Origin of the sequence: Geodermatophilus sp. CPCC 205761 (genome assembly GCF_051383655.1) — a bacterium.
Classification (GTDB): Bacteria; Actinomycetota; Actinomycetes; order Mycobacteriales; family Geodermatophilaceae; genus Geodermatophilus.
Genome location: NZ_JALPKQ010000034.1, coordinates 1 through 17,272, shown reverse-complemented (window position 1 = coordinate 17,272; position 17,272 = coordinate 1). Strand labels below are relative to the sequence as shown.

Annotated in this window: 16 protein-coding genes and 1 pseudogene; 4 read left to right on the top strand and 13 right to left on the bottom strand. The window is 74.3% G+C overall.

Going from position 1 to position 17,272, the window contains the following annotated elements:
• Positions 1-47: 47 nt before the first annotated feature.
• On the bottom strand, positions 48-1,364 hold the full coding sequence (locus MY526_RS18895; RefSeq protein WP_436694266.1) for a hemolysin family protein: 1,317 nt from the start codon (positions 1,362-1,364) through the stop codon (positions 48-50).
• A 204-nt stretch (positions 1,365-1,568) separates the two neighbouring features.
• Here MY526_RS18895 and MY526_RS18890 point away from each other — a divergent pair, with 204 nt between their 5' ends.
• The gene (locus MY526_RS18890) at positions 1,569-2,489 is read left to right on the top strand and encodes a CAP domain-containing protein (RefSeq protein ID WP_436704831.1); all 921 of its coding nucleotides are present in this window, start codon (positions 1,569-1,571) and stop codon (positions 2,487-2,489) included.
• Between the two features lie 91 nt (positions 2,490-2,580).
• On the opposite strand, the gene MY526_RS18885 is transcribed toward MY526_RS18890, so the two are convergent.
• The 4 genes from MY526_RS18885 to MY526_RS18870 are packed head-to-tail and all read right to left on the bottom strand — an operon-like array spanning position 2,581 to position 6,008.
• Positions 2,581-3,804, bottom strand: coding sequence for an NADP-dependent isocitrate dehydrogenase (locus MY526_RS18885; RefSeq protein WP_436704807.1), 1,224 nt, complete (start codon positions 3,802-3,804; stop codon positions 2,581-2,583).
• A 26-nt stretch (positions 3,805-3,830) separates the two neighbouring features.
• A complete protein-coding gene (gene mdh, locus MY526_RS18880; protein ID WP_436694268.1) occupies positions 3,831-4,784 on the bottom strand; it encodes a malate dehydrogenase in 954 nt (317 codons plus the stop codon).
• 55 nt (positions 4,785-4,839) lie between these two features.
• The gene (locus tag MY526_RS18875) at positions 4,840-5,139 is read right to left on the bottom strand and encodes a DUF3017 domain-containing protein (RefSeq protein WP_436694269.1); all 300 of its coding nucleotides are present in this window, start codon (positions 5,137-5,139) and stop codon (positions 4,840-4,842) included.
• Positions 5,139-6,008: a bifunctional methylenetetrahydrofolate dehydrogenase/methenyltetrahydrofolate cyclohydrolase gene (locus MY526_RS18870; protein WP_436694270.1), complete on the bottom strand. Its 870-nt coding sequence runs from the start codon at positions 6,006-6,008 to the stop codon at positions 5,139-5,141. Before MY526_RS18870 ends, MY526_RS18875 begins: the two co-directional genes overlap by 1 nt.
• Before the next feature lie 99 nt (positions 6,009-6,107).
• Here MY526_RS18870 and MY526_RS18865 point away from each other — a divergent pair, with 99 nt between their 5' ends.
• A complete protein-coding gene (locus tag MY526_RS18865) occupies positions 6,108-6,860 on the top strand; it encodes a hypothetical protein (protein ID WP_436704806.1) in 753 nt (250 codons plus the stop codon).
• Here the strand turns inward: MY526_RS18865 and MY526_RS18860 are convergent.
• The 8 genes from MY526_RS18860 to MY526_RS18825 form a co-directional block, all read right to left on the bottom strand.
• Positions 6,857-7,525 (bottom strand): pentapeptide repeat-containing protein, encoded by a 669-nt coding sequence (locus tag MY526_RS18860; protein ID WP_436704805.1) that lies wholly within the window; start codon positions 7,523-7,525, stop codon positions 6,857-6,859. The genes MY526_RS18865 and MY526_RS18860 overlap by 4 nt on opposite strands.
• Before the next feature lie 10 nt (positions 7,526-7,535).
• Positions 7,536-9,086, bottom strand: a complete 1,551-nt coding sequence (purH, locus tag MY526_RS18855; RefSeq protein WP_436694273.1) for a bifunctional phosphoribosylaminoimidazolecarboxamide formyltransferase/IMP cyclohydrolase — start codon at positions 9,084-9,086, stop codon at positions 7,536-7,538.
• Entirely contained in the window at positions 9,083-9,685 is a 603-nt protein-coding gene (gene purN, locus MY526_RS18850) for a phosphoribosylglycinamide formyltransferase (RefSeq protein WP_436694274.1), read from the bottom strand. Before purN ends, purH begins: the two co-directional genes overlap by 4 nt.
• A 45-nt stretch (positions 9,686-9,730) precedes the next feature.
• The gene (locus tag MY526_RS18845; RefSeq protein WP_436704804.1) at positions 9,731-10,915 is read right to left on the bottom strand and encodes a cell division protein PerM; all 1,185 of its coding nucleotides are present in this window, start codon (positions 10,913-10,915) and stop codon (positions 9,731-9,733) included.
• A gap of 134 nt (positions 10,916-11,049) precedes the next feature.
• A complete protein-coding gene (locus tag MY526_RS18840; RefSeq protein WP_436704803.1) occupies positions 11,050-12,177 on the bottom strand; it encodes a hypothetical protein in 1,128 nt (375 codons plus the stop codon).
• A 274-nt stretch (positions 12,178-12,451) separates the two neighbouring features.
• Positions 12,452-13,330, bottom strand: a complete 879-nt coding sequence (gene sucD, locus MY526_RS18835) for a succinate--CoA ligase subunit alpha (protein ID WP_436694277.1) — start codon at positions 13,328-13,330, stop codon at positions 12,452-12,454.
• A gap of 29 nt (positions 13,331-13,359) precedes the next feature.
• Positions 13,360-14,523 (bottom strand): ADP-forming succinate--CoA ligase subunit beta, encoded by a 1,164-nt coding sequence (gene sucC / locus MY526_RS18830; RefSeq protein WP_436694278.1) that lies wholly within the window; start codon positions 14,521-14,523, stop codon positions 13,360-13,362.
• Positions 14,524-14,644: 121 nt separating this feature from the next.
• Positions 14,645-15,724, bottom strand: a complete 1,080-nt coding sequence (locus MY526_RS18825) for a hypothetical protein (RefSeq protein ID WP_436694279.1) — start codon at positions 15,722-15,724, stop codon at positions 14,645-14,647.
• A gap of 185 nt (positions 15,725-15,909) precedes the next feature.
• Here MY526_RS18825 and MY526_RS18820 point away from each other — a divergent pair, with 185 nt between their 5' ends.
• Both MY526_RS18820 and MY526_RS18815 read left to right on the top strand, forming a co-directional pair.
• Complete coding sequence (locus MY526_RS18820; protein WP_436704802.1) at positions 15,910-16,806, top strand: esterase/lipase family protein; 897 nt, start codon at positions 15,910-15,912, stop codon at positions 16,804-16,806.
• A gap of 274 nt (positions 16,807-17,080) precedes the next feature.
• A pseudogene (locus MY526_RS18815) lies at positions 17,081-17,272 on the top strand (hypothetical protein); the annotation flags it as partial.

Here is a 17,272-nt window from a genome sequence, read left to right as displayed (position 1 = left end):
AGGAAGCTTTTCCCGCGTCGTACCACCTGAGACGTGGGCATGGCTTCCTATGCCGCGGGGCCGCCGGTCGCGGGCTCGGGGTCGGGCGCACCGCTCACCAGGAGCCGGGCGATCCGCCGTCCGTCGAGTTCGAGGACGGTGAGCGTCCGGCCCCCGGCGGTCACCGAGTCCCCCGGTTCCGGCAGCCGGCCGAGCTCGGCGAGCACGAAGCCGGCCACCGTCTCGTAGGGGCCCTCGGGCAACTGCAGGCCGGTGACCTCGCGGAAGTCCTCGAGGTTGAGCAGGCCGTCGACCTCGTGCGGGCCGCCGGGGACCTCCTCGCCGCCGGAGGCGACGTCCTCGTCGTACTCGTCGTAGATCTCCCCGATGACCTCCTCGATGAGGTCCTCGAGGGTGACGATGCCGTCCGTGCCGCCGTACTCGTCGACGACGATGGCGAGGTGGTGGTTCTCCCGCCGCATCTCCGACAGGGCGGTGAGGACGCCGGCGGTGCCGGGCAGCCGCTTCACCTCGCGCACGAGGTCACCGACGGTCGCCGCCCGCCCGGCCGGGTGGTTGGTCAGGAACAGGTCGCGCACGTGCACGAAGCCGACGACGTCGTCCTCGTCGCGGCCGGCCACCGGATAGCGCGAGTGGCTGGAGTCGTGCACCTGGCGGGCCGCCCGGCTGGCCGTCATCGACGCCTCCAGGAAGTCCACCTCGGTGCGGGGGGTCATGACCTCCCGCACCTCGCGGTCCCCGGCGCGGAAGACCTCCCCGATCAGCCGGCGCTCGTCGGTGCTCAGTGACTCGTGCGCGGCCACGAGGTCACGCAACTCCTCCTGGCTGATCGCCTCGCCGCTGGCCCGAGGGTCGCCGCCGAGCAGACGGACCAGGGCGTTGGTGGACACCGACAGCAGCCAGATGACCGGGCGGAACAGCGTGGCGATGCCGTTGAGCGGAGCCGCGACCAGCAGCGAGAAGCCCTCGGCGCGCTGCAGGGCCAGCCGCTTGGGGGTGAGCTCGCCGACCACCAGGGACAGGTAGCTGATCGCGATGGTGACCAGCACGAGGGCGAGGGTGTCGGCGAGCCCCTGCCCCATGCCGAGGCCCTCCAGGCGGTCGCTCAGCGGCTCGGCGAGCGTGGACGCACCGAAGGCCGCCGAGAAGAAGCCGGCCAGCGTGACGCCGACCTGGACGGCGGCGAGGAACCGGTTGGGGTCGCCCAGCAGCCGGGCGACCGTGCGGCCGCGGCGTCCCCGCTCCGACATCGCGCGGACCTGTGACTCCCGGAGGCTGACCAGCGCGATCTCGGCGCCGGCGAAGGCGCCGCCGACGAGCACGAAGACCACGACCATGACGATGTTCAGCCAGACGTCGCTCACCGGCGGCGTGCTCCTCGATGTCGGTAGACGGACACCGACCATGCTGCCCGTCCCCGGGCTCCGGGACACCGCCCCGGAGGGGTTGAGTCGACCCACCGGTTACTTCCGTCACAGCCGACTGCCGATCATGGCCTCCGCCCGGCTACTGTCTCCAAGATAACGGTCCGTGATCTAGCAACTCGTGAGGGTTACCTCGTGCACCACATGCCAGCGGGCTCCCCGCTCTCTTCCCGGCTCTCCCGCTGGATCTCCGCGCTGTGGCGCGGGATCGGCCTCCGTCGGTTGGTGCCGGTGCTGGTCGTGGCCGGTGCCGTCGCCACCATCGCCCTGGCCGGCCCGGTGGTCGCGCAGGTGGTGACCGGGTCCACCGAGTCGCCCGCGGTGGCACTGGACTCCTCGTCCTCCTCCGCGGGTGCCACTGCGGCACGGACGTCCTCCAGCTCGGCGGGATCGTCGGGCGCTGCGACCGGTGCGCCGACCGGTGGCCCCGTGCAGATGGGCGTCGACGGGGCCCCGGCCACCGAGACCCCGGTGGCGCCCCCGGCGGACGCCTCGACCCCGCCGGCGGCCGAGACGACGGCTGCTGCGGACGAGCCGTCGTCCGAGCCCGCCGCGGAGCCGGACTCCCCGGAGCCGGCCGGGCAGAGCACTCCGTCGTCGTCCGCGGCCGAGGACGACCCGGAGCCGGCTCCCGCACCCGCCCCCGCGCCGCGGGCTGCCGCGCCCGCGGCCGCCGCGGCGCCGGCCGACCCCTCGACCGAGGGGCAGGTGCTGGCGCTGGTGAACCAGGAGCGGGCGGCGGCCGGCTGCTCGGCGCTGGTCCCCGACGCGGCCCTGGCCTCGGTGGCGCGGGCGCACAGCGCCGACATGCGCGACCGCGACTTCTTCTCGCACACCAACCCGGAGGGCCTCTCGCCCTTCGACCGCGCCGAGAACGCCGGGATCACCTACTCCCGCGCGGAGAACATCGCCTACGGCCAGCCGGACGCCGCCGCCGTCATGGATGCGTGGATGAACAGCTCCGGCCACCGGGCGAACATCCTCGACTGCGGTCTGCGGACGCTGGGCGTCGGCGTGGCCGAGGGCCCCGGCGGCCCGTGGTGGACCCAGCTCTTCGGCAGCTGACGGACACCCCCGCCCTCCAACGCGGACCGGCCCCCTCGACCGTGTGGTCGAGGGGGCCGGTCCGCGTCACGCCCCCGGGAGGGGGCCGCCTTCAGGCCATGGCCTTCTTCAGGTTGCTGTCGATGGCCGCCAGGAAGTCCTGGGTGGTCAGCCACTCCTGGTCGCGGCTGATCAGCAGCGCGAGGTCCTTGGTCATCTGGCCGCCTTCGACGGTGTCGATGCAGACCTTCTCCAGGGTCTCGGCGAAGCGGGTCACCTCGGGGGTGCTGTCCAGCTTGCCGCGGTGGGCGAGGCCCCGGGTCCAGGCGAAGATCGACGCGATCGGGTTGGTCGACGTCTCCTTGCCCTGCTGGTGCTGCCGGTAGTGGCGGGTCACCGTGCCGTGCGCGGCCTCGGCCTCGACGGTGCGGCCGTCGGGGCTCATCAGCACCGAGGTCATCAGGCCGAGCGAGCCGAAGCCCTGGGCCACGGTGTCGGACTGCACGTCACCGTCGTAGTTCTTGCACGCCCAGACGTAGCCGCCCTCCCACTTGAGCGAGGCGGCGACCATGTCGTCGATCAGCCGGTGCTCGTAGGTGATGCCGGCGGCGGCGAACTTGTCCTTGAACTCGGAGTCGAAGACCTCCTGGAACAGATCCTTGAACCGGCCGTCGTAGGCCTTGAGGATCGTGTTCTTGGTCGAGAGGTAGACCGGGTACTCGCGGTTGAGCCCGTAGTTCATCGAGGCCCGGGCGAAGTCGCGGATCGACTCGTCGAGGTTGTACATCGCCATGGCGACGCCGCCGCCCGGCGACTGGAACACCTCGTGCTCGATCGGCGCGGAGCCGTCCTTGGGCGTGAAGGTGATCGTCAGCGTCCCCTCGCCGGGGAACCTGAAGTCGGTCGCCCGGTACTGGTCACCGAAGGCGTGACGGCCGACGACGATCGGCTTGGTCCAGCCCGGTACCAGCCGCGGCACGTTCTGCATGATGATCGGCTCGCGGAAGATGACGCCGCCGAGGATGTTGCGGATCGTCCCGTTCGGGGACCGGTACATCCGCTTGAGGCCGAACTCCTCGACCCGCGCCTCGTCTGGGGTGATCGTGGCGCACTTGACGCCGACGCCGTGCTGCTTGATCGCGTTGGCCGCGTCGACCGTGATCTGGTCGTCGGTCTCGTCGCGCTTCTCGATCCCGAGGTCGTAGTACTCGAGGTCCACGTCGAGGTACGGGAGGATCAGCTGGTCCTTGATAAACTGCCAGATGATCCGGGTCATCTCGTCGCCGTCGAGCTCGACGACCTTGCCCTCGACCTTGATCTTGCTCACGCTTGACATCCCTCTCTGCAGCTCTGACCGGACGGTCAGAGGTCGGCCACGTCGGCCTGCTTGGCGCGCACGGCCTCGGCCGCCTCGCGCAGCCCGGCCAGCTCGCTCTCGGTCAGGTCACCCTCGACCACCCGCCGGACGCCGCCGCGCCCGATCTCGGCCTCGACGCCCAGGTACACCCCGGAGATGCCGTACTCGCCGTCCACCCAGGCGCACACCGGCATGACGGCGCCGGAGTCCTCCATGACCGCGCGGGCCATGCGGGCCGCCGCGGCCGACGGCGCGTAGTAGGCCGAGCCGGTCTTCAGCAGTGCCACGACCTCGGCCCCGCCGTTGCGCGTGCGGTCGACCAGGTGCTCGATCCGGTCGGCGGCCAGCACGTCGGCGAGCGGCTTGCCGTCGACGGTGCAGCGCGAGGGCACCGGCACCATCGTGTCGCCGTGCGAGCCGAGGGTCAGGGTCTGCACCGAGCCCACCGGGACGCCGAGCTCCTCGGCGACGTTGTTGGTGAACCGCGCGGTGTCGAGCATGCCGGCCTGGCCCATGACCCGGTTCTCCGGGAACCCGGTGGCCAGCTGCGCCAGCGCGGTCATCTCGTCCAGCGGGTTGGACACCACGATGACGACGGCGTCGGGCGAGGTCTGCGCGATGTTCTCGGCCACCTGGCGGACGATCTTGGCGTTGGTCTCGATGAGGTCCATCCGGCTCATGCCGGGTTTGCGCGGCAGCCCCGCGGTGATCACCACGACGTCGGAGCCCTCGGTGCCCTCGTACGACCCGCCGCCGACACCGACGACCCGGGTCTCGAAGCCCTCGATCGGCCGCGACTGGTTCATGTCGAGGGCGATGCCCTCGGGCTTGCCCTCGACGATGTCGGTCAGCACGACGGTCTCGAAGATGTCGTACTCCGCCAGTCGCAGGGCGGTGGTCGAGCCGTAGAACCCGGCACCGACGACGGTCACCTTGCCGTTCCTGGGCTGGTCTGCCATGGCGGCCAACCTATCGCTGCCCGCGGGGAGCCGCCTGCGGGGGTCGGCCCGGGGCTCAGCCGCGGGCCAGCGCCAGGGTGAACGCGGTGAGGGTGATCCCCACCCCGATGAGCAGGACGACGTCCACCGGCCGGCTGCGGACGGCGAGGAACCCGACCCGGCGCACCGGCAGCAGCAGCCGCATCAGCCCGCCGGCCACCAGCGCCACCCCGACGGTGACCAGCCCCTGCCGCCAGTGCTCGAACGCCACCATCACCAGACCCGCCGCGACCACCAGAAGCACCACCAGCAGGGGCAGCTGCCGGATCAGCCCGGCCAGGAACGGCCGGCGCGTGTAGAGCGGCGGGCGGCTCATCAGGCGGTCAGCACGTCCTCCGCGGCGGCCTGCTCCGCGGCCAGGACGACGTTCTGCAGGAGCATCGCGCGGGTCATCGGCCCGACGCCGCCGGGGTTGGGCGCCACGAACCCGGCCACCTCGACGACGTCCCGGGCGACGTCCCCGGCGATCTTGCCGTCGACCCGGCTGACCCCCACGTCGAGGACGGCGGCCCCCGGCTTGACGACGTCCCGGGTGACCAGGCCGGGGACGCCGGCCGCGGCCACGACGATGTCGGCGGTCCGCAGGTGCGCGGCCAGGTCACGGGTCCCGGTGTGGCAGAGGGTGACCGTGGCGTTCTCACTGCGGCGGGTGAGCAGCAGCCCCAGCGGCCGGCCGACGGTGATGCCGCGGCCGACGACGACCACCTCGGCCCCGGCGATCGGCACGCCGTACCGGCGCAGCAGCTCGACGATCCCGACCGGCGTGCACGGCAGCGCCCCCGGCACGTTGAGCACCAGCCGGCCGAGGTTGACCGGGTGCAGGCCGTCTGCGTCCTTCGCCGGGTCCATCCGCTCCAGGACGGCGCTCTCCTCGATCCCCTTCGGCAGCGGCAGCTGGACGATGTACCCGGTGCACGCCGGGTCCGCGTTGAGCTCGTCGACCACGGCCAGGACGTCGGTCAGCGTGGCCGTCGCCGGCAGCTCCCGCTGGATGCTGGCGATCCCCACCTGGGCGCAGTCGGAGTGCTTGGCGTTGACGTACCACCTGCTGCCCGGGTCGTCGCCGACCAGCAGCGTGCCGAGGCCCGGACGGTGACCGGCCGCGGCGAGGGAGGCGACGCGTTCGGTCAGCTCCACCCTGATGGCTGCTGCGGTGGCCTTGCCGTCGAGGATCGTCGCGGGCACGGCCGACAGTGTGCCCGAGAGCCGTCCACCGGAGGCCACCCCGCCCTAGGCTCGGCGGGAGCGGGTGCGGTCCCGCCTGCCGACCTGCGAGGAGAGCAGATGACCGAGCGCGAGCAGTCCCCCACCGGCGCACCGGGGGGCACCGGCGACTGGCGCGAGCAGACGACGCCGGGCATCCAGCCGGTGCGCGGCGCGCCGGGCGACAGCGGCACCGGGTACGGCAGCGGCTACGGCAGTGGACCCGGGTACGGCAGCGGACCCGGCTTCAGCGGCGGCCAGGGCTCCGGCAGCGGCTACGGCGCCGGCTCGGGTCCCGACTACTCGATCAGCGGCGCCGGAGGGGCCGGGGCCGCGCTCGGCGGCGCCGGCGCGAGCACCACCACGCCGGAGTACTCGACCAGGCCGGTGTCGGTCCGGCGGGCCGACACCTTCGCCAGCCTGCTGCTGATCCTCGCGGGCCTCGCGGCCGCGGTGAGCCTGCTGCTGCGCTGGCTGCCCGGCAGCGACCTCACCGGCTGGGATCTCGTGCAGCGCGGCTTCGACGAACTGGAGGACGGTGTCGGCCGGCTGATCGACACCGGCTTCTGGCAGCCCATGGCCGTCGTGCTCGGCGGCGGGGTGCTGTTCGTGCTGGGCCTGCTCGTCGTCCTGCCGGCCAAGACGCACCGGTTCCTCGGCGTCCTCGCGCTCCTGGTCAGCCTGGTGGCGGCGGCCGGCGTCCTGGTGCCGCTGGCGAACACCGGCTGGGACCTCGACCAGGTCGACACCGGGTTCTGGTTCGCCGTCGCCGTCCCGGTGTTCGGGCTGCTCGGCGCCCTGAAGGCCATGTTCACCGGACCCCGTCGCCGTTAGTCGGCGACGAGCGCGCCCCGGGAGCGGGCGACCTGCACGGCCTGCAGGAGGTCGAGGCGGACGCCGGTCAGCTCGAACGCCGGCCAGTTCACCGAGTCGGTGGAGGCCCCGCGCAGGTCCGAGCCGCGCAGCTTCGCTCCATGCAGCCGCGCGCGGTCGAGGTCGGCGCCGGTGAGGTCGCACTCCCGCAGGTCGGCGTCGGTGAGGTCGGCCTCGCGGAACCGCTGCCCGGACAGGTCCAGGCCGGAGAGGTCGGCCCCGCGCAGCGACGTCCACGACCAGTCGCAGTCGACCGACGTCATCGGCCGCAGGACGGCACCGGGGAACTGCGAGCCGGTGAGCTTGCAGCCGGTCCAGACGACGTCGAACAGCCGCGCCCGGTCGAACCGGCAGGAGAGGAACGCCGACCCGGTGTGCCGGGAGCCGCCCATCCGCACGCCGGTCAGCACGCAGGAGTCGAAGACGCACCGCCGGGTGACCAGCTCCTCCAGCCCGGCGTCGTCGAAGCGGCAGCGGGTGAAGGTGACGCCGTCGAGCTCGGCTCCCCACCAGTCGACCCGGGCGTAGTCCTGGCCCTCGACCTCCGCGCCCGCCTCGGGCGGGCGGACGTGCGGCTTCGGCCCCGTGCAGGGACCTGCCGCGAGCTTGCGAGCGGTGGGGGGCACGGGACCTCCCTCAGTGGGCGAAGTGGCGGGTCCCGGTCAGGTAGACCGGCACGCCCGCCGCCGCCGCCGCGGCGATGACCTCCTCGTCGCGCACCGAGCCGCCCGGCTGGACCACCGCCCGCACCCCGGCCTCCAGCAGCACCTGCAGGCCGTCGGCGAAGGGGAAGAAGGCATCGGAGGCGGCGACCGACCCGGCGGCCCGCTCCCCCGCCCGGGTCACGGCCAGGCGGGCGGCGTCCACCCGGTTGACCTGCCCCATGCCCACCCCGACGGTGGCCTTGTCGTGGGCCAGCAGGATGGCGTTGCTGCGGACCGCGCGGACGCTGCGCCAGGCGAAGACGAGGTCGTCGAGGCCGGCGGCGTCCAGCGGGTCCCCGGTGGCGAGGGTCCAGGTGGTGGGGTCGTCCCCCGGGGCGTCGATCCGGTCCACGACCTGGAGCAGCAGCCCGCCACCGACCGGGCGCAGCTCGGTGGCCGAGCGCGTGTCGTCCGGCAGCCGCAGCAGCCGGATGTTCTTCTTCGCGGTCAGCACCTCGACGGCGTCGCGGGTGAACGACGGCGCGACGACCACCTCGGTGAACACGCCGGCGATCTGCTCGGCCATGGCGAGGTCGACCTCGCGGTTGGCGGCGATCACCCCGCCGAACGCCGAGACCGGGTCGCAGGCGTGCGCCTTGCGGTGCGCGGCGGCGATGTCGGTGCCGACGGCGATCCCGCAGGGGTTGGCGTGCTTGATGATCGCCACGCAGGGGTCGGTGTGGTCGTGCGCGGCCCGCCAGGCGGCGTCGGTGTCGACGTAGTTGTTGTAGGACATCTGCTTGCCGTGCAGCTGCTCGGCGTGCGCGAGCCCGGGCCGCCCGCTGCGGTACAGCGCCGCCTGCTGGTGCGGGTTCTCGCCGTAGCGCAGCACCTCGGCGCGCTCCCAGCTGGCCCCGACCCAGGCCGGGAACACGGTGTCGGTCTCAGGGGCCAGCACGCTGCCCATCCACGACGCGACGGCGATGTCGTAGCTCGCGGTGTGCCGGAACGCGGCGGCGGCCAGCCCCTGCCGCTCGGCCAGCGTGAAGCCCCCGGCGGCGACCGCCGCGAGGACGTCGCCGTAGCGGGCGGGGTCCACGACGACGGCGACCGAGGGGTGGTTCTTGGCCGCGGCCCGCACCATCGCGGGCCCGCCGATGTCGATCTGCTCCACGCACTCGTCCGGCGTCGCACCGGACGCGACCGTCTCGGTGAACGGGTAGAGGTTGACGACCACGAGGTCGAACGGCGCGATGCCGAGCTCGTCGAGCTGCTGCTCGTGCTCGGGCCTGCGGCGGTCGGCGAGGATGCCGGCGTGCACCGCCGGGTGCAGCGTCTTCACCCGGCCGTCCAGGCACTCGGGGAAGCCGGTGACCTGCTCCACCGGCGTGACCGGGACGCCGGCGTCGGCGATCCGCCGTGCGGTCGCGCCGGTGCTCACCAGCTCCACGCCGGCGTCGGCCAGCACGCGGGCCAGCTCCTCGATGCCGGTCTTGTCGTAGACGCCCAGCAGCGCGCGCCGGATCGGGGTGCGGTCGCTCATCGGGGGTCCTCCTCACCGGTGGCCAGTCGCGCCACCGTCTCCACGAGGAGCTCGCGCTCCACGGTCTTGATCCGTTCGTGCAGCCGCGCCTCGTCGTCCCCGGGCAGGACCGGCACCTCGCGCTGGGCGAGCACCGGGCCGGTGTCGACGCCGGCGTCGACCAGGTGCACGGTGCTGCCGGTGACCGGCACCCCCGCGGCCAGCGCGTCCCGGACCGCGTGCGCGCCGGGGAAGGCGGGCAGCAGCGCCGGGTGGGTGTTGATCAGCCGCCCGTCGAAGGCGTCGAGGACGGCGGGGCCGACGATCTTCATGAAGCCCGCCGAGACCACCAGGTCGGGCCGGTGCCCGGCGATCGCCGCGGCCAGCGCGCGGTCCCACGCGGCGCGGTCGGCGTGGTCGTGCAGCCGGCAGGTGAAGGTGGCGACGCCGCGCCGTCGGGCGTGCTCGAGCCCGGCGGCGTCGCGGTCGCTGCCGACCGCGACGACGGTGGCCGGGTAGCCGGGGTCGTCCGTCGCGTCCAGCAGCGCGGCGCACAGCGAGCCGGTGCCCGAGATCAGGACGACGACCCGCGCCCGCGGGGACGGCTCAGGTGCGGGCACGACTGCGACCCTAACCGGGCGGCACCGCCCCTCCCCGGCCGGTCCTCAGCCCCGCGACCGCCAGCGGGACACCACGGCGCCGACCGCCGCGGCGATGCCCGCCTGGGCCGCGACGGCCAGCCCGGTCGCCACCGGAGGGGCGCCCACCTCCGCCAGCCCGCCGTCGCCGAGCGAGCCGCCGGCGACCCAGGCCAGCAGCCCGCACGCGGCACCGAGCAGGACGCCGGCCAGCACGCCCCAGAGCCCGGCCACCACGGGCCCGCCCTGCTCCAGCCGCCGGCCGACGGTTCCGCCGGCCACGAGGCCGGCCAGCGCGGGCACCACCTGGGAGGCGAAGGCCAGCAGCGGCACCGCCTGGGTGTCGGGCAGCGCGGCGAGCAGTGGCAGCGCCGGCACGGCCCCGAGGGTCACGCCGTGCACCGACACCAGCGTGCCGGTGCCGACGACGAAGCCCGGCCCGGCGGCCAGGCCGATCGCGGCGACGGCGGCGTTCGGCAGCAGGAGCGCGCCCAGGGCGATCAGCCCCACCGCCCCGGCTCCCGCTCCGCCCAGGGCCCTCGTCAGCGCGGCGTGGCCCTCGGTGTCGGAGGCCAGGGCGATCGCCACCATGACGAACCCGAGGGCCAGCGCGGCGAGCAGCCCGGCGAGGACGGCCCTCAGCAGCGGCCGGACCGGTTCGGGCAGCCGGCCCAGGGCGGCGTCGAGGAGGCCGGACTCCCGCACCGTGCCCCACCCGGGGGCGAGGAGGGCCAGCACGGCGCCGCCGACGGCGCAGCGCAGCAGGTCGACGTCCGCCCCCGGGGTGTCGACGGCGAGGCCCAGCAGGAGGGTCAGCAGGGTGTGGGTGCCCGTGACGGCGGCGACGACCGCGACCGCGGTCCGCCCGTCGCCGACGTCGTACGCCCGGACGACGCCGCGCGCGGCGCTGGACAGCCCCCAGGCGACGACGAGGGTGAGCAGCAGCGGAGCGAGCACCAGCGGGCCGGAGCCGAGGACGAGACCACCGCCCTGGGCCAGCAGCCAGAGCGCGCCGGCGACGCGTGCCGACTCCGCGACCGGCAGTCCGCCGGCCGGGTCGAGCGTCTGGACCACCACCACGGCCAGACCGAGCCCCAGCAGCCCGAGCACCGACACCGCGACCGCGGCCACGGCGGCGAGGACGGGCGCGCGCCGGCGGGCGGCGCGCGGGTCCCGCCCGGCCAGGCTGAGGCGGGCCAGCAGGGAGGTCACCCCTCCACTCTCCCAAGCCGGCGGCCGGGTTCGCCGTCGCACGCGCCCGTCGGTGCCGACAAAGCCGACGAGGGCCGGCGGCACGCGGCCGCCGGCCCTCGTCGGCCGGGTGCGCCCTGCCGGGCGCCGGTGGATCAGGCGGGGTCGGTGGAGCTCGGCTGGTGGCCGGAGGCCGTCGAGCCGCCGGGCCGGCCGGGGTCGCTCCCGCCGGGCCGACCAGGGGGGAACGGGGGCAGGCGGCGCTCCTGCGGCGCGCCCGACGGCGGCTGCTGGCCGGCGGGCTGCTGGCCCGGAGCCGGCTGCCCGTAGCCCGACTGCTGCCCGTAGCCCGGCTGCTGCCCGTAGCCCGGCTGCCCGTAGCCCTGCTGGCCGTAGGGCTGCGGCGACCCGAACGACGGCGCCCCGTAGGGCGAGCCCTGCGGCGCGCCCGGTGCGCCCTGCCCGAACTGCGGCGCCGGCTGGTTGGCCCACTGGGTGGCGTCGGCCAGCCCACCGGGCAGCGCCGGCCGGTTCGTCAGCTCCGGGAGCAGCGACAGGACGGCGAACACGAGGACGGCCGCCGCGGTGAGGAAACCGAGCAGTGACCAGATGGAGAAGGCCAGGCCGTCCCCGAAGCTGTCCAGCCACCCGAGGAGCGCGAACAGGAAGCCGAGCCCGGCGAGGCCGACGGTGACGAACGACCTCGGGAAGCCGAGGCGGAGGGTGACGACGGCCGGCAGCACGGTCCAGACGGAGGCGAGCAGGAAGAGGAAGAACGCCGTCTTGACCTGGCCGGAACGCCAGCCGCTGAAGCTGAGGTCGGCGCCGAAGAAGAGGTCCTCGAGCTGGTACCAGGGGAAGAACGACAGGATCAGGAAGAGCACGGTCGCGCCGGCGATGACGTAGTCGGCCATCGTCAGCTTCTTCGGGTCGAACCCGACCGAGCCGCCCGTGCCGGCCGGCCGGCCGTACGGGTCCTGCCCGTACGGCTGCTGCCCGTGAGGCGGCTGCCCGTAGGGGGCCTGCTGACCGTAGGTCGGCTGGCCGTAGGTCGGCTGCCCGGCGTCGGGCTGGCCGTACGCAGGTTGCCCGTAGCCGGGCTGCCCGTACGGGGGCTGCTGTCCGTACTGGGACGGCGCGCCGTACCCGGGCTGCTGGCCGTACCCCGGCTGCGCCGGCTGCTGTCCGTATCCCGGCTGCTGGCCGAACCCCGGCTGGCCCGGCTGCTGGCCGAACCCCGGCTGGCCGTACCCGCCCGGCGGGTGCGGCGGCTGACTGGTCATCGCGGGGCTCTCCTCGGTCCTGACGTGATCACTGAGCGCATCCTCGGCAGCGGCCGCGCGCTCCGGCAACCGTGGCACGCCCACTGTCCCCCTTCGTGATGCTGTCGAGTCCGTGAGACGACGCTGCCCGGCGACCTCTCGGAGGTCGCCGGGCAGCGTCGGTGGATCGGTGGATCGGTGGGGCAGCGGCATTCAGGCGGCCAGCTCACGGGGCGCCGTCCGACCGTGCTCCGCTCCCCACTCGCCGGCGCTCCCTGCGATGCTCACGCGGGCGTCAGGCGCCCACGATCTCCCGCATGAGGCGGGCCGTCTCCGACGGGGTCTTCCCCACGCGGACGCCGGCGGCCTCGAGAGCCTCCTGCTTCGCCTGCGCCGTACCGGCCGACCCGGAGACGATCGCGCCGGCGTGGCCCATCGTCTTGCCCTCTGGCGCGGTGAAGCCGGCGACGTAGCCGACGACCGGCTTGGTCACGTTGGCCTTGATGAAGTCGGCGGCCCGCTCCTCGGCGTCGCCGCCGATCTCGCCGATCATCACGATCGCCTCGGTCTCCGGGTCGTCCTGGAACGCCTGGAGGCAGTCGATGTGGGTGGTGCCGATGACGGGGTCACCGCCGATGCCGACGCAGGTGGAGAACCCGATGTCCCGCAGCTCGTACATCATCTGGTAGGTCAGCGTGCCCGACTTGCTGACCAGCCCGATCTTGCCCTGCTTGGTGATGTTGGCCGGGATGATGCCGGCGTTGGAGCGCTCCGGGCTGATCAGGCCGGGGCAGTTCGGGCCGATGATCCGGGTGGAGCCGCCCTGCGCGTGCGCCCAGAAGTAGGTCGAGTCGTGCACCGGGATGCCCTCGGTGATGACCACGGCGAGCCCGATCTGGGCGTCGACGGCCTCGATGACGGCACCCTTGGCACCCGCCGGCGGCACGAAGATGACGGTGACGTCGGCGCCGGTCTCCTTCATCGCCTCGGCGACGGAGCCGAACACCGGGACGGCCGCGCCCTCGAAGTCGACGCTCTGGCCGGCCTTCTTCGGGTTGACGCCACCGACGATCGCCGTGCCCGAGGCCAGCATGCGCTGGGTGTGCTTGCGGCCCTCGGAGCCGGTCATGCCCTGGACGATGACCTTGCTGTTCTCGTTGAGGAAGATCGACATCTCTACTGGTGTCCTGTCGTCTCGGGGGTTCAGGCGGCGGCGAGCTCGGCGGCCCGGCGCGCAGCGCCGTCCATCGTGTCCACGACGGTCACCAGCGGGTGGTTGGCCTCGGCGAGGATCCGCCGGCCCTCCTCGACGTTGTTGCCGTCGAGCCGGACGACGAGCGGCTTGGTCGCCTCGTCGCCGAGGAGCTGCAGGGCGGTGACGATGCCGTTGGCGACGGCGTCACAGGCGGTGATGCCGCCGAAGACGTTGACGAACACGCTCTTCACCGCGGGGTCGGACAGGATGATGTGCAGCCCGTTGGCCATGACCTCGGCCGAGGCGCCGCCACCGATGTCGAGGAAGTTGGCCGGCCGCACCCCGCCGAACTCCTCGCCGGCGTACGCGACGACGTCCAGGGTGCTCATGACCAGGCCGGCACCGTTGCCGATGATGCCGACCTCGCCCTCGAGCTTGACGTAGTTGAGGTCCTTCTCCTTGGCCGCGGCCTCCAGCGGGTCCGCCGAGGCGACGTCCTCGAGCGCGGCGTGGCTCTCGTGCCGGAAGCCGGCGTTCTCGTCGAGGGTGACCTTCGCGTCGAGCGCGAGGACGGTGCCGTCGGGCGCCTTGGCCAGCGGGTTGACCTCGACCAGCGTGGCGTCCTCCTTGGCGAAGACGTCCCACAGCTGGACGGCGATGGCGATCACCTGGTCGCGGACCTCGGCCGGGAAGCCCGCGGCGTCCACGATCTCGGCGGCCTTGGCGGTGTCCACGCCGACCGTGGCGTCGACGGGGATGCGGGCGAGGGCCTCCGGGCGCTCGACGGCGAGCTGCTCGATCTCCATGCCGCCCTCGACGCTGGCCATGGCCAGGAAGGTGCGGTTGGCGCGGTCGAGCAGGTAGGAGAAGTAGTACTCCTCGGCGATGTCACTGGCCTGGGCGACCATCACGCGGTGGGTGATGTGGCCCTTGATGTCCAGCCCGAGGATGTCCTGGGCGCGGGCCCGCGCCTCGTCGGCGTCGGCGGCGAGCTTCACGCCGCCGGCCTTGCCGCGGCCCCCGGTCTTGACCTGTGCCTTGACGACGACGGTCTGCCCGATCTCGCGGGCGATCGCCTCCGCCTGCTCCGGCGTCTCGGCGACGCCACCGGGCAGCACCGGGACGCCGTGGGACGCCAGGAGGTCACGGGCCTGGTATTCGAAGAGATCCACGAACAGGCACCGTAGCCCGCACCGGACCGCCTCGTCCCACCGGCTCCGGCAGGTATGGGGCGCATCACACCCCGGCGCCACCCCGATTCCGCAGACCAGAAGGGAGCCGCCGCACCGGGCGTCAGCGGCCGCCGGCGGCCTCCCCGGCGACCGGCGCCGACCGGCGCAACCGCCACGCCAGCACGGTCAGGACGCCGTACCCGACGCCGGCCAGGAGCAGCCCGACGCCGGGCAACGTCCACTCCAGCTCGTCGGAGACGGCGGCGTCCCGCAGCCCGGCCAGCCCGAGCGACAGGACGACGACGGCGATCGCCAGCAGGCCGCCGACCGCTGCCAGCCGCGGCCGCAGCGAGGGCGCGAGCACCGAGCACAGGACGATCGCCCCGGCCAGCAGCAGGCCGCCGAGCAGCGCCAGGCCCGGACGCTCGAGCAGCCCCTGCGCGCCCGCCTGCTCCACGACCTCCTGGATCCCGGTCGCCGGGTCGGTGACCACCCGGTCGGGCAGGTCGGCGGCCGGCAGCACCAGGCACAGCACCGTCCCGACGCCGAGCAGGACGGCGGCACCGGCCAGGCCCGGCCGGGCGGGGTCGAGCGACCCGCCGTCCTCCATGACCGTGCGCCCCCACGACGCGGCGGCCAGCGCCCCGGCCAGCACGGTGAGGCCGAGCGCGACGACGCCGAGCACCCAGCCGGGGCCGATCTCCACGGAACTGGTGAGCACGCGCCGGCCGAGGAGCACCTCGAGGCCCGGCCGGGCGGTCGAGGAACTCGCCCGGTAGACCTCGATGAGCAGCAGCCCCAGCGCCAGCGCTCCGGCCACGCCGGCGTAGGCCTGCCCGAACCGGGGCACCCGGCCGGCCGCGAGGACCCCGCCGACGGCCGCTCCGGCCACCGGCAGCAGCAGTCCCACGAGGACGCCACCCACCCCGCGCGCCTGGCTCAGCTCCTCCCCGCCGACCACCAGGTAGGTCGGGAAGACGGCGACCGATCCGGCCAGAGCGGCCAGGACGAGCAGCACCCCGGACAACCGCGCGCCCAGCGGGGCCGCGCCGACCACCAGCCCGTCGGCGGGGCGCGGGGTCTGCGCGGGCCCCGCCACGGGCCGGCGGGGCGCGGTCCGGCGGGCCGCCGCCGTGCGGGAACGGCCGGCGCCCCCCTGGTCGCTGTCGCGCCGCCGCGTGGAGCCATCGCGGGTGGCCACGGTTCCCCCTTCGTCGATCAGGTCACGAACCGGCCTCGATCCGGGCCAGGCCGGTCACGCTTGTGTGACGGCCGCCACACCAGGGCATTACCTTCGCGTGAACTGGGCACCGTCCAGGTGCCCCCGCCCATGGCGGGACCGCCGATCCCGGGACTTCCCGGCACCGAGAACGGGGAGGACCGGCCATGCGCCCGACCAGCGTCCCGGGACCTGCCCCAGACTCGCACACCGGCAGCCCTGCCCCGGGAACGCCACGGTGCGGGCTGCGGACCCTGGTCACCCGCACCGCGCTGACCGGCGGGATCACCGAACTGGCGCTCGTCGGCGCACACATGCTCATGTACCCGCTGGGCACCCGGACCGACCGACTGCGGCCCGATCCCCGCCGCCGGCCGGGCGAGCAGTCGCCCGCCGTCCGCGCCCTGTTCGCCGCCGACCCGCTCGCCGCCCGCATCCCCGTCGTCCTCGTGCACGGCCTGGTCGACAACCACTCGGTGTTCGCCGTGATGCGCCGCAGCCTCCGCCGTCGGGGCTTCGCCCACGTCTGCTCCTGGAACTACAGCCCGCTGCTCACCGACGTCGCCCGCGGCGCCGCCGCCCTCGGCCGGCACCTCGAGCAGATCTGCGAGCAGACCGGGCACGACCGCGTCCACGTCGTCGGGCACAGCCTCGGCGGCCTCATCGCCCGCTACCACGTGCAGCGGCAGGGCGGGGACCAGCGGGTGGAGTCCCTGGTGACGCTGGGCACGCCGCACCAGGGCACGGTGCTGGCCCACCTCCTCCCCACCCCGCTGGTACGCCAGCTCCGCCCCGGGTCCCCTGTGATCCGCGAGCTGGCCGAGCCGGCACCGGGCGTACGGACACCGGTCACCGCGATCTACAGCGACCTCGACCAGGTGGTGCTCCCGACCGGCGCCGCCCGCTGCGACCACCCGGACCTGCACGCGCGCAACGTCCTGGTCCGCGGGGTCGGCCACATGTCCCTGCCGTTCCACCGCACCGTCCTCGACGAGGTCGCGGTCACCCTGGCCGGACGGCGCCGCACCGACCGCCCCCTCCCCGCCCCGGCCGCCGTCGCCTGAACGCACCCCCGAGATCCCGCACCGGACGACCGGCGCGGGATCTCGTCGTGCGCCCGGTTCCACATCCTGCGAGTCCCACGCGCCTCACCGGTTGCAGACAAAGCGACACGGAGTGTCGTAGACCGGCGTCGACCTGACTCATCGTTACGGTCCGATCACGGCGCCGGTACCAACCGGCGGGTGTCGCAGTCCGGGCACCTCCGCCGCCGTCGCTCCCCCGACGGTCTGCCCCAGGGCATCCGGTCGGGAGGGTCGCTTCCGAAGGAGGTGCTCCGTGACTCGCCAGCCAGCGCTGCTCGAGCGACCGGGGACCGACCGCGAGCCGGCCGCTCCCGTCCTCCCCCGGCCGCGCGCCGTCCCCGCCGCGGAGACCACCGGCAGCCTCCCCGCCGCGGCCGTCCCCGCCCCCGCCGACGGCGACGCGGACGCCGTGGCCGCGCCGGCAGCGAAGCGCCGCCGGCGCGTG

Excerpts from the sequence above, each read along its gene's own strand:
- MY526_RS18890 (WP_436704831.1), top strand. The coding sequence starts at position 1,569 with ATGCCAGCGGGCTCCCCGCTCTCTTCCCGGCTCTCCCGCTGGATCTCC.
- MY526_RS18885 (WP_436704807.1), bottom strand. The coding sequence starts at position 3,804 with ATGTCAAGCGTGAGCAAGATCAAGGTCGAGGGCAAGGTCGTCGAGCTC.
- mdh (WP_436694268.1), bottom strand. The coding sequence starts at position 4,784 with ATGGCAGACCAGCCCAGGAACGGCAAGGTGACCGTCGTCGGTGCCGGG.
- MY526_RS18875 (WP_436694269.1), bottom strand. The coding sequence starts at position 5,139 with ATGAGCCGCCCGCCGCTCTACACGCGCCGGCCGTTCCTGGCCGGGCTG.
- MY526_RS18865 (WP_436704806.1), top strand. The coding sequence starts at position 6,108 with ATGACCGAGCGCGAGCAGTCCCCCACCGGCGCACCGGGGGGCACCGGC.
- purH (WP_436694273.1), bottom strand. The coding sequence starts at position 9,086 with ATGAGCGACCGCACCCCGATCCGGCGCGCGCTGCTGGGCGTCTACGAC.
- MY526_RS18840 (WP_436704803.1), bottom strand. The coding sequence starts at position 12,177 with ATGACCAGTCAGCCGCCGCACCCGCCGGGCGGGTACGGCCAGCCGGGG.
- sucD (WP_436694277.1), bottom strand. The coding sequence starts at position 13,330 with ATGTCGATCTTCCTCAACGAGAACAGCAAGGTCATCGTCCAGGGCATG.
- MY526_RS18820 (WP_436704802.1), top strand. The coding sequence starts at position 15,910 with ATGCGCCCGACCAGCGTCCCGGGACCTGCCCCAGACTCGCACACCGGC.